The organism is Yinghuangia sp. ASG 101, from assembly GCF_021165735.1.
Lineage (GTDB): Bacteria > Actinomycetota > Actinomycetes > Streptomycetales > Streptomycetaceae > Yinghuangia.
Window position 1 is genome coordinate 4632453 of sequence record NZ_CP088911.1, and the last position, 11275, is coordinate 4643727.

12 protein-coding genes are annotated in these 11275 nt (G+C 73.2%); 11 read left to right on the forward strand and 1 reads right to left on the reverse strand.

Annotation, left to right across the window (positions count from 1 at the left end):
* Positions 1 to 7: 7 nt before the first annotated feature.
* Entirely contained in the window at positions 8 to 763 is a 756-nt protein-coding gene (locus LO772_RS19870) for a hypothetical protein (protein WP_231773371.1), read from the reverse strand.
* A 64-nt stretch (positions 764 to 827) separates the two neighbouring features.
* Here LO772_RS19870 and LO772_RS19875 point away from each other — a divergent pair, with 64 nt between their 5' ends.
* The 11 genes from LO772_RS19875 (at position 828) to LO772_RS19925 (ending at position 10957) form a co-directional block, all read left to right on the forward strand.
* Positions 828 to 1763 (forward strand): Ppx/GppA phosphatase family protein, encoded by a 936-nt coding sequence (locus tag LO772_RS19875; protein WP_231773372.1) that lies wholly within the window; start codon positions 828 to 830, stop codon positions 1761 to 1763.
* 280 nt (positions 1764 to 2043) lie between these two features.
* The gene (locus tag LO772_RS19880) at positions 2044 to 2847 is read left to right on the forward strand and encodes a sugar phosphate isomerase/epimerase family protein (RefSeq protein WP_231779638.1); all 804 of its coding nucleotides are present in this window, start codon (positions 2044 to 2046) and stop codon (positions 2845 to 2847) included.
* 155 nt (positions 2848 to 3002) lie between these two features.
* Positions 3003 to 4856, forward strand: a complete 1854-nt coding sequence (gene ilvD, locus LO772_RS19885) for a dihydroxy-acid dehydratase (RefSeq protein WP_231773373.1) — start codon at positions 3003 to 3005, stop codon at positions 4854 to 4856.
* A gap of 270 nt (positions 4857 to 5126) precedes the next feature.
* Entirely contained in the window at positions 5127 to 6056 is a 930-nt protein-coding gene (locus LO772_RS19890; protein WP_231773374.1) for a proline dehydrogenase family protein, read from the forward strand.
* Between the two features lie 51 nt (positions 6057 to 6107).
* Entirely contained in the window at positions 6108 to 6917 is an 810-nt protein-coding gene (gene proC / locus LO772_RS19895; protein ID WP_231773375.1) for a pyrroline-5-carboxylate reductase, read from the forward strand.
* A 35-nt stretch (positions 6918 to 6952) separates the two neighbouring features.
* Positions 6953 to 7585: an HAD family hydrolase gene (locus tag LO772_RS19900; protein WP_231779639.1), complete on the forward strand. Its 633-nt coding sequence runs from the start codon at positions 6953 to 6955 to the stop codon at positions 7583 to 7585.
* Positions 7586 to 7985: 400 nt separating this feature from the next.
* A complete protein-coding gene (locus tag LO772_RS36365) occupies positions 7986 to 8282 on the forward strand; it encodes a hypothetical protein (protein WP_443089290.1) in 297 nt (98 codons plus the stop codon).
* A complete protein-coding gene (locus LO772_RS19910; protein ID WP_231773376.1) occupies positions 8279 to 9460 on the forward strand; it encodes an acetoin utilization protein AcuC in 1182 nt (393 codons plus the stop codon). The genes LO772_RS36365 and LO772_RS19910 overlap by 4 nt, the downstream gene beginning before the upstream one ends.
* A gap of 44 nt (positions 9461 to 9504) precedes the next feature.
* Complete coding sequence (locus tag LO772_RS19915) at positions 9505 to 10323, forward strand: phosphatase (protein ID WP_231773377.1); 819 nt, start codon at positions 9505 to 9507, stop codon at positions 10321 to 10323.
* Positions 10324 to 10471: 148 nt separating this feature from the next.
* Positions 10472 to 10675 (forward strand): helix-turn-helix domain-containing protein, encoded by a 204-nt coding sequence (locus tag LO772_RS19920; RefSeq protein WP_020549639.1) that lies wholly within the window; start codon positions 10472 to 10474, stop codon positions 10673 to 10675.
* Between the two features lie 183 nt (positions 10676 to 10858).
* A complete protein-coding gene (locus LO772_RS19925) occupies positions 10859 to 10957 on the forward strand; it encodes a 30S ribosomal protein bS22 (RefSeq protein WP_003948845.1) in 99 nt (32 codons plus the stop codon).
* Positions 10958 to 11275: the final 318 nt, after the last annotated feature.

Consider the following 11275-nt stretch of genomic DNA (forward strand, 5'->3'; position numbering starts at 1 on the left):
CGGCGGGCTACACCGGATCGGCCGGGTGGGGCGCGTAGCGGGCCGCCATGTGCGCCGCACACGCCTTCGCCAGCTCTTCGTACGCCGGATCGCCCATCAGCTCGCGCAGCTCGGGCTCGTACGACACATAGACCGGATCCGCACCCACATGGGCCTCCGGCGCACCCGTGCACCACCAGTGCAGGTCGTGCCCGCCGGGCCCCCACCCGCGCCGGTCGTACTCGCCGATGCCCACCAGCAGCACCCGCGTGTCGTCGGGCCGGTCGACCCAGTCGTACGTCCGGCGGATCGGGAGCTGCCAGCACACGTCCGGCTTCGACTCCAGCGGGTGGCGCCCCTCGCGCAGCGCCTGCGCGTGCAGCGCGCAGCCCTCGCCGCCCGCGAACCCGGGGCGGTTGAGGAACAGGCAGGCGCCGTCCACCCGCCGCGTCCGGGGCTCGCCGTCCTCGTCGGGCTCGGTGATGCCGTCGGCGGTGCCGGTCGCGTGGTGCTGCCACGTCTCGGGCGTGAGCCGCTCGACCCACTTGGTGACGCGCGCCTCGTCGTCCTCGTCCGACCAGTGCGCGCCCAGCGTGCAGCATCCGTCGGAGGCGCGGCCCGCCGCGATCCCGTGGCAGCCGCTGCCGAACACACAGGTCCAGCGGGACGTGAGCCACGTGAGGTCGCAGCGGAAGACCTGCTCGGCGTCCTCGGGGTCCTCGCGCGGGGCGGGGTCGGTGAACTCGAACCAGGCACGGGGGAAATCCAGACTCACTTCGGGCACGCGCCAAGCGTAGACGCGTACCGGGCGGTGTCACCGCCCCCGCACCGTCGGCTAGCGTCAGCGCATGCGACTCGGTGTTCTCGACGTGGGCTCCAACACGGTCCACCTCCTCGTGGTCGACGCCCACCCGGGCGCCCGGCCGCTGCCCGCCTACTCCCACAAGACCGAGCTTCGGCTGGCCGAACTCCTCGAACCGGACGGGCGCCTGGGCGCACCCGGTACCGAGCGCCTGGTCGAGACGGTCGCCGAGGCGCTGGAGATCGCCGAGGACAAAGGCGTCGAGGACCTGCTGCCGTTCGCGACGTCCGCGCTGCGCGACGCCCCCAACGGCGAGGACGTCCTCGCCCGCGTGCGGCGCGAGACCGCGGTCGACCTCCAGGTGCTCAGCGGCGCCGAGGAGGCCCGGCTCACCTTCCTCGCGGTACGCCGCTGGTTCGGCTGGTCGTCCGGCCGGCTGCTGGTGCTCGACATCGGCGGCGGCTCGCTCGAAGTCGCCGCCGGCATCGACGAGGACCCCGACGCCGCCGTGTCGCTGCCGCTCGGCGCGGGCCGGCTGACCCGCACGTGGCTGCACGGCGACCCGCCCGACTCCGACGACGTCCGGCTGCTGCGCAAGCACGTGCGGGCCGAGATCGCCCGCACCGTCGTCGACTTCAGCCGTCTCGGGCGGCCGGACCACGTGGTCGCGACGTCGAAGACGTTCAAGCAGCTCGCCCGGATCGCCGGCGCGCCCGGCACCAGCCAGGGCCCGTACGTCGAGCGCGTGCTGACCCGCACCGCGCTCGCCGAGTGGCTTCCCCGGCTCGCCGCGATGACCACCGAGGAACGCGCGGCTCTGCCCGGCGTGTCCGAGGGGCGAGCGTCGCAGCTCGTCGCGGGGGCCGTCGTCGCCGACGCGGCGCTGGACCTGCTGGACCTGCCCGAGCTGGAGATCTGCCCGTGGGCCCTGCGCGAGGGCATCATCCTGCGGCGCCTGGACTGGATGGCCGGGCACGCCTGAGCCCGTTCCGGCGCCCTGACCCGGCGGTTTCCGAGGCCTCTCGCCGCCGCCGGAGCGGAAGGCACGCCTCCGGTCGGCGGCGGCGACCCGGGTGCGACCGACCCCGACCCGCGCCGGGCGTTCTACTCTTGGCGACGTGGCCGACGTCAGGGAGCCCTACGATCACCCCGCGCGCCGCCCGGACGACGTGTCCGCGGCGGCGCCGGACGCGGCCGTGCCCGACGCGCCGGCACCGGCCGCCACCGCGCCCGCCGCGGAGGGGCGCGCCCCGGACGCCGTCCTGCGCGTCCCGGACGCCAAGGTCGCCCTGTCCACCGCGTCCGTCTACCCCGACACCACCGCCGACGCCTTCGAGATGGCCGCCCGCCTGGGCTACGACGGCGTCGAGGTGATGGTCTGGACCGACCCGGTCAGCCAGGACGTCGAGGCGCTGCGCCGGCTGTCCGACCACCACGGCGTGCCCGTCCTCGCGGTGCACGCGCCGTGCCTGCTGATCACGCAGCGTGTGTGGGGCACCGACCCGTGGGACAAACTCGTCCGCGCCCGCGTGGCCGCCGAGCGCCTCGGGGCGCGCACGGTCGTCGTCCACCCGCCGTTCCGCTGGCAGCGCGGATACGCCCGCGACTTCGTGCGGGGCATCCACCGCATGGCGAACGAGACCGACGTGATGTTCGCGGTCGAGAACATGTACCCGTGGCGCTACCGGGAGCGCGAGGTCGCGGCGTACGCCCCCGACTGGGACCCGACCGACGAGGACTTCCGGCACTTCACGCTCGACCTCTCGCACACCGCGACGTCCCGCAGCGACGCGATGGCGCTCGCCGCCAAGATGGACCGCCGCCTCGGCCACATCCACCTCGCGGACGGCAGCGGCTCGATCAAGGACGAGCACCTGATCCCCGGGCGCGGCACGCAGCCGTGCGCGGCGCTCCTCGAACACCTGGCCCGGCAGGCGTTCGACGGCACGGTCGTCCTGGAGGTCAACACGCGGCGCGTCTCCTCGAAGGCGGAGCGTGAGGCCGACCTCGCCGAAGCGCTCGCCTTCACCCGCCTGCATCTGGCGGCCCCGGCCGAGGTCGGCTGACACGCCGGCCGTGGTCGCATCCTGGACGGCACCTCCGCCCGGCGCGCACCGGACGTAAGCTCGTCTGTACCGCGATCCGTGCACCCCCTCCCGCCCCTCCGCGACGGCCGGGTGCCGCGGACGACGACTCGGACTCAAGAGCGAGGTGTGCTTAAGTGCCGCAACTGAGGTCTCGGACGGTCACCCACGGCCGCAACATGGCGGGTGCCCGCGCGCTCCTGCGGGCCGCCGGTGTGGAGCGCGAAGACTTCGGCAAGCCGATCATCGCGGTCGCGAACAGCTTCACCGAGTTCGTACCGGGCCACACCCACCTCGCTCCCGTCGGGCGCATCGTCTCCGACGCGATCAAGGCCGCCGGCGGCGTCCCGCGCGAGTTCAACACGATCGCCGTCGACGACGGCATCGCGATGGGCCACAGCGGCATGCTCTACTCGCTGCCGTCCCGCGAGCTGATCGCCGACGCCGTCGAGTACATGGTCAACGCGCACCAGGCCGACGCCGTCGTCTGCGTCTCCAACTGCGACAAGATCACCCCGGGCATGCTCATGGCCGCGCTGCGGCTCAACATCCCGGCGGTCTTCGTCTCCGGCGGCCCGATGGAGGCCGGCAAGGCGGTCCTGGTCGACGGAACGGTCCGCGCGCACCTCGACCTGATCACCGCGATCGCCGACTCGGCGTCCGACGCGGTCTCCGACGAGGACCTCGAGCGCATCGAGGACGCCGCGTGCCCCACGTGCGGCTCGTGCGCGGGCATGTTCACCGCGAACTCGATGAACTTCCTGGTCGAGGCCATGGGCCTGGCCCTGCCCGGCAACGGCTCGGTGCTCGCTACGCACACCGCCCGCAAGGCGCTGTACGAGCAGGCGGGCGCCACCGCCGTCGAGCTGTGCCGGCGCTACTACGACCACGACGACGAGACCGTCCTGCCGCGCGGCATCGCGACGCGCGACGCCTTCGAGAACGCCATGGCGCTCGACATCGCGATGGGCGGCTCGACCAACACGATCCTGCACCTGCTGGCCGCCGCCCAGGAGGGCGAGGTCGACTTCGACATGGGCGACATCGACGCGCTGTCGCGCCGCGTGCCGTGCCTGGCCAAGGTGGCGCCCAACAACGCGCCCTACCACGTCGAGGACGTGCACCGCGCGGGCGGCGTCCCCGCACTGCTCGGCGAGTTGCAGCGGGCAGGCCTGCTGCACGAGAACGTCCACGCGGTGCACGCCGACTCGCTCGCCGAGTGGCTCAAGACGTGGGACATCCGAGGCGGTTCGCCGTCGCCGGAGGCCGTCGAGCTGTTCCACGCCGCGCCGGGCTGCGTGCGTTCGGCCAGCGCGTTCAGCCAGTCCGAGCGGTGGGAGACGCTGGACGTCGACGTCGAGAACGGCTGCATCCGCGACCTCGCCCACGCGTACAGCAAGGACGGCGGCCTGGGCATCCTCGTCGGCAACCTCGCCGAGGACGGCTGCGTCGTCAAGACCGCGGGCGTTGACGAGTCCATCTGGACGTTCTCCGGCCCCGCGGTCGTCGTCGAGTCGCAGGAGGACGCCGTCGAGGCGATCCTCACCAAGCGCGTCAAGGAGGGCGACGTCGTCGTCGTCCGCTACGAGGGCCCCAAGGGCGGGCCGGGCATGCAGGAAATGCTCTACCCGACGTCCTTCCTCAAGGGCCGGGGCCTCGGCGCCAAGTGCGCGCTGATCACCGACGGCCGCTTCTCCGGCGGTACGTCGGGGCTCTCGATCGGCCACGTCTCGCCTGAGGCGGCGGCGGGCGGCGTCATCGCACTCGTCGAGGACGGCGACACCATCCGCGTCGACATCCCCAACCGGGTCATCCACCTCGACGTCTCCGACGACGAACTGGCCGCCCGCCGCGAGAGGTTGCTCGCCACCCTCGGCAAGTACCGCCCCGCGAACCGCGACCGCGAGGTCAGCACCGCGCTGAAGGCCTACGCCGCGATGGCCACGTCCGCCGACAAGGGCGCCGTCCGCGACGTGACACTGCTCGACTGACACCCGCTCCCACGGCAACCCCACCCGCCGCCCCGACCACCTGATCCGGGGCGGCGGGCCCGTCTCGACGCGCCCGAAACGCCCAGCCTGCCCGGCGAGACCCCCCTTCGTCACGCGACGTGACCGGCGCGGCTCGCGCGCGACCGACCCCTGTCGCCCGATCCGGTTGTTCGTTCGCTTTTCGTCTTAATCTGGACGCTTGACGTGCACGGCTCGACGCGGGCGCGCATGCGCCTCGGCAGCCGTCCCTCCGCCGTGAAGTGAGGCCCCGTGCTGCGCCAGGTCCTGCTCTCCGCGTCCCACAGCGACAAGGTCAAGAACCTCGTCGAGACCGCCCCCGTCACCCGCGGCCTGGTCCACCGCTTCGTCGCCGGAGAGCAGGCGTTCGACGCGGTCCGGGTGACCGAACGCCTCGCCGGTGAAGGCCTGTTCGCGAGTATCGACCACCTCGGCGAGGACACCCTCGATCCCGACCGCGCACGGGCCACCCGGGACGCGTACCTCACGCTGCTGCGCCGCCTCGCCGACGCCGGCCTCGCCCGGCACGCGGAGGTCTCCGTCAAACTCTCCGCCGTCGGGCGCGACCTCCCCGGCGACGGCCCCGCGATCGCTCTCGACCACACCCGGGCCATCTGCGCCGAGGCCGCGACCCACGGCACCACGGTCACGCTCGACATGGAGGACCACACCACCACCGACGGCACGCTGGCGGCCCTGCGCGAACTGCGCGCCGACTACCCCTGGGTGGGCGCCGTGCTCCAGGCGTACCTGCGCCGCACCGAGGCCGACTGCCGCGACCTCGCCGGCGCCGGGTCGCGCGTGCGCCTGTGCAAGGGCGCGTACGACGAACCCCCGTCGGTGGCGTACACCGCCCGCGCCGACGTCGACCGCAACTTCGTCCGCTGCCTGAAGGTCCTCATGGCCGGCGCCGGCTACCCCATGGTCGCGACCCACGACCCGCGCCTGATCGAGCTGACCGGCGTGCTCGCCACCCGCAACGGCCGCACGCCGGGCGGCTACGAGTTCCAGATGCTGTACGGCGTCCGCCCCGCCGAGCAGGCCCGTCTCGCCGCCCAGGGCGAAAGGGTGCGGATCTACGTGCCGTACGGTGACCAGTGGTACGGGTACCTGATGCGCCGCCTCGCGGAGCGGCCCGCCAACGTGGCATTCTTCCTGCGCTCCCTGGCCGGCCGGTCCTGACCGGAGGGGCGCGGCACGGCAGTCTCACGCACTCAAGGCAGAGGTGGACACATGACCCAGCGGGTCGCGGTGATCGGCACGGGCAAAATCGGCGAGGCGCTGCTGTCCGGAATGCTCCGCGGCGGCAAGAGCCCCGGCGACCTGGTGGTCACGGCGCGCCGCGCCGAGCGGGCGGCGGAACTGCACGGGCGCTACGGCGTCGAGGCCGTGTCCAACGCGGAGGCCGCCAAGACCGCCGACACCCTCATCGTCACCGTCAAGCCGCAGGACATGGGCACGCTGCTCGACGAGTTCGGCCCGCAGATCCCCGCCGACCGCCTCGTGATCTCCGGCGCGGCCGGCATCCCCACCGCGTACCTCGAACGCCGGCTCGCCCCCGGGACGCCGGTCGTGCGCGTGATGACCAACACCCCGGCGCTGGTTGATGAGGCCATGAGCGCCATCTCCGCGGGCGCGCACGCCACCGAGGACCACCTGAAGCGCACCGAGGAGATCTTCCGGGGCGTCGGCAAGACGATCCGCGTCCCGGAGAAGCAGCAGGACGCGGTCACCGCGCTGTCCGGATCCGGCCCGGCCTACTTCTACCTCCTCGTCGAGGCGATGACGGACGCCGGCATCCTGCTCGGCCTGCCCAGGGCCGCGGCGCACGACCTGATCGTGCAGGCCGCCGTGGGCGCGTCCGCGATGCTGCGCGACTCCGGCGAACACCCCGCGCTGCTGCGGGAAGCCGTCATGTCGCCCGCCGGCACCACGATCGCGGCGATCCGCGAACTGGAGAACCACGGGGTGCGCGCGGCCCTCCTCGCCGCCCTGGAGGCCGCCGCCAACCGGTCGAAGGAGCTTGCCGAGGGCCTGAAGTGACGGACCGTCAGGACCGAGTCCGGCGTCCCGGAGCGGTGGTGTTCGACAACGACGGCGTCCTCGTCGACAGCGAACTCCTCGCCAACGCCGCCCTCGCGCGCATTCTGACGTCGTACGGAATCCCCACCACGACCCAGGAGTCCATCCGCGACTACCTGGGCGGCTCGATGGCGCGGGTCCGCGACCTCAACCGCGCGCGGCACGGCCGCGAGTTGCCCGCCGACTTCGAGGACACGTACCACGAGGCGGTGTTCGCGGCGTTCCGCGCCGGGCTCACCGCGGTGCCGGGCGTCGCCGACGTGCTGGACGCGCTCGACGCCGCCGAAGTCCCGTACTGCGTCGCGTCGTCCGGTACGCACGAGCGCATCCGCGTCACCCTGGAGGTCGCGGGTCTGCTCGACCGCTTCCCCGACGCGCGGATCTTCAGCAGCCAGGACGTCGCCCGCGGCAAGCCCGCCCCGGACCTGTTCCTGCTGGCCGCGGCGAAAATGGGCGTGCGCGCGGCCGACTGCGACGTGGTCGAGGACAGCCCGCTCGGCGTCCGGGCCGCCCAGGCCGCGGGCATGCGGGTCCACGGCCACGCCGCGATGACCCCGCCCGAGCACCTGGCCGCCGCCGACACCGTCTTCCGCGGCATGGGCGAACTCCCGGCGCTTCTCGGCCTCTGAGGCCGGCCGGGGCCGGCCGGGTCGGCCGACCGCGCCGGTGACCCGGCGGTACGAAGGCGGTCCCGCGCCACGGCCCTCGTGTGCCGGTGGCCCCGGCGACACGAAGGCCGCTTGCGGTCCCGCGTGACGGCCCGCGCGGCCGGGGCGACGGCGGTCGAACCGGGCGCGTCGCGCCGCGGTCCGGCCACCCGACGACGACCGTGGAGCGACTCCGATGGCAGAAAGCCCCGAGCCGGGCGACGCGTGGGCGACAGCTGGCACCGACCTCCACCTCGACCTCCGGCCGAGCGGGCCGCGCCGGGCGGGCCGCGCCGGGCGGCCGTGACCGCGGCACCTCGCGAGGCCGTGACGTCCGGGCGCCCGGCTGCCCCCGTACCGTGCGCTCGCCGCGGACCTCGGCGTGGCCCGCAACACCGTCGCCGACGCGTACGCCGCACTCGTCGCCCAAGGGTGGCTGACCGCCCGGCGGGGCTCCGGGACCCGGTCGCGGAGCGGGCCGCCCCCGCGAAACCGGGGCGCGGAAAGACCCGGCATGGGGGGCATTCACGAGCCGTTTCCATGGGTCAATCTGGCGTATCCCCCCGCCCCGCCCCCGAACCCGCCGAGGCCCCCGGGGCGTGCGGAACCGCGTCGCGGGGTGAAGCCGGTCACGCACGCCCGCCCGGATCCGGTCCGGCCGGTAGCGTGCAACCCATGAGCCGAGCCGTACACCTGTTGTGGGACGACCGGATGACCGGCTACGACTTCGGCGACTGGCACCCGATGAAGCCCATCCGGCTGCGCCTCACGATGGACCTGATCCGCGCCTTCGGGCTCGACTCCGAACTCGCGGTGGTGGCGCCCGGCATCGCCACCGACGCCGAGCTGGGCCTCGTCCACACGGACGACTACATCGCCGCCGTCCGCACCGCGTCCGCCGATCCCGCGAACGCGGATCCGGCCCGCGGCTTCGGCACCGTCGACACTCCCGCCTTCAAGGACATGCACGACGTGTCGGCCCTCATCGCGGGAGGCTCGCTCGCCGCCGCCGAGGCCGTCTGGTCCGGTGCCACCCCGCACGCCGTCAACTTCGCGGGCGGGCTCCACCACGCGATGCCGTCCGCCGCCGGCGGGTTCTGCATCTACAACGACGCCGCCCTGGCCATCGCACGCCTGCTCGAACTCGGCGCCGAACGCGTCGTCTACATCGACATCGACGTCCACCACGGCGACGGCGTGCAGACCGCCTTCTGGAACGACCCGCGCGTGCTGACAATCTCGCTGCACGAGACGCCGAGATTCCTGTTCCCCGGCACCGGCTTCCCCGACGAGACCGGCGGTCCCGACGCCGAGGGCTCCGCCGTCAACGTCGCCCTGCCTCCGGGCATCGCCGACGCCAACTGGCTGCGCGCGTTCGACGCCGTCGTCCCGCCCCTCGTCGAGGCCTTCCGCCCGCAGGCGATCGTCAGTCAGCACGGTGCCGACACCCACCTGGAAGACCCGCTCGCCCACCTCGGCGTCACCGTCGACGGCCAGCGGCTCGCACACGCCGCCGTCCACGACCTCGCGCACCGGTACGCCGACGGGCGCTGGATCGCCACCGGGGGCGGCGGCTACGCGGCCACCGACGTCGTACCGCGCACCTGGACCCACCTCGTCGCCGAAGCCGCCCACGCGCCCGTCGCCCCCGAGACCGAGGTGCCCTCGGCGTGGCGCACCCGCGTGTACGGCCTGACCGGCCGCGAGGCCCCCCACCGCATGACCGACGGCCGCACGCCCGCCTTCGCGCGGTTCGCCGCCGGCTACGACCCCGCCGACCGCCTCGACCAGGCGGTGCTGGCCACGCGCCGCGCGGTCTTCCCCGCGCATGGCCTCGACCCCTTGTACGACATCTGACCACGCACAAAAGCGAACACAGCGAAGACAGCGAAGAGGTGCACGTGACCGCAGCAGGCCACCGACGCGTCCCCGACCGGGCCGAACTCCGTTCCCACCTCGTGCGCAGCCGCATCGCGGGCGACGTCGCCACACCGCGCGAGAACAACCTGCGGCACTTCCGGCTGATGAGCGAGCGCCACCCCGGCTACCTCTTCGGCCTGGAACCGGACGGCACCTGGGCACCCGAGGACGTCCTCGCGGTGATGGTCCGCCGTTGCGGAGTCGTCCCGGACCCCACCCACCTGAGCGGCCAGGACACCATCGACCCGGACCTGACGCTGGGCGGCCTCGACGCCTACGCCGACCGGCTCGCCCTCGCCGCCCGCCGCCGCGAACGCGTCATCGTCGCCACGGGTCACCCGGACGGGCTCCTCGACTTCTACCGGACGATCGCGCGCGGACTGCTCGACGCCGGGTGTACCCTCCTGCGCCCGGCCCGCGACTGGACGTACAAAACCCCCGCGTCGGAGGGCGCCAAACTGCGCTCCATCGACTACCGCGGCCCGGTCGCCGTGGTCGTCGACGGCGACGGCGAACCCCGCCACACGCACTCCGCGCGGCCGATCCGCGCGATCCTGGCCGGTCTCGCGGACACCGGCGAGGCGCTCCCCGACCTGGTCGTCGGCGACCACGGCTGGACGGGCGGCGCGGGCCAGGCCGGGATCGCCGCGATCGGCTTCGCCGACTGCAACGACCCCGCGCTCTTCGTGGGAGCCGAGGAAGGCCGGGTCTCCGTCGCCGTTCCGCTGGACGACAACGTCGAGCCCCATCTGTACCGGCCGGTGGCGGCGTACGTTCTGGATAGGGCGGGACTGTCCTGAAACAAGCCGGATGGGCGAAACGGGATGGATATCTACTCCTCTTCCCCACTGGTACCACCCGCCACTACCCTGAAAGGACGCACGTGCGTGTGGATGTCACCGGAGGGGAAGCCGGTGCCCGTCGCGTGCTGAATGGTTCAGGTGCGACATGGCTTCTGGAGAGAGGCCTCTCAACGAGGTCAATTTTCTGACCGTGGCCGAGGTGGCCGCGGTGATGCGGGTGTCGAAGATGACCGTGTACCGGTTGGTGCACAGTGGTGAGATGCCCGCGATCAGGGTCGGGCGGTCGTTCCGGGTTCCGGAACAAGCCGTCCACGACTACCTACGGGACTCGTACGTCGAGACCGCGTAACGCGTCGGTGTCCGTCCCGGGCGTCCTCATTTCGGTGGGCCCGGGGACGGCGAGTACGCTATGCGCCAGACGTGCGGGCTGACTCGGCTCCGCGCAGTGGAATGCGCCCCGCGCTCTGCGGGGCGGTCCGTTCTCTCCGCGCAGGCGGGGTCGTCTGTACGAATACGTGAGTGAGGGTTGCCCGTGGGCTCTGTCATCAAGAAGCGTCGCAAGCGCATGGCGAAGAAGAAGCACCGCAAGCTGCTGAAGCGGACGCGCGTCCAAAGGCGCAACAAGAAGTAGTCCGCCCGAGTTTGCGACCCGGCCCCGCCACGTGCGGGGATGTTTCCGGGGCTCGCGTTCGGCGGCGGAACAAGAAGCGGTCGGCGCTGCCACGGCGGGGATACCCGCGATGTGTGCGGCCGACGCGGACAAAACCCAGGCCGCCGCCCCGCCCCTCCGGGCGCCGGGCGGCGGCCCGCCGCGTTTCGGGCGGCCCATCGGGGCGGCACCCCCTGCGCGGCGGGTTTTCCCCGCCCGTTACCCCCGCCACCGGCCAGTCTCACTCTCGGTGGCGCCGCCCGGAGTTACGGTGAGTCCCGTCGTCCGACGCACGCGGTC

Bases quoted from the DNA above. Each gene is read 5' to 3' on its own strand.
- LO772_RS19875 (WP_231773372.1), top strand. From the start codon at position 828: ATGCGACTCGGTGTTCTCGACGTGGGCTCCAACACGGTCCACCTCCTC.
- proC (WP_231773375.1), top strand. From the start codon at position 6,108: ATGACCCAGCGGGTCGCGGTGATCGGCACGGGCAAAATCGGCGAGGCG.
- LO772_RS19910 (WP_231773376.1), top strand. From the start codon at position 8,279: ATGAGCCGAGCCGTACACCTGTTGTGGGACGACCGGATGACCGGCTAC.
- LO772_RS19920 (WP_020549639.1), top strand. From the start codon at position 10,472: ATGGCTTCTGGAGAGAGGCCTCTCAACGAGGTCAATTTTCTGACCGTG.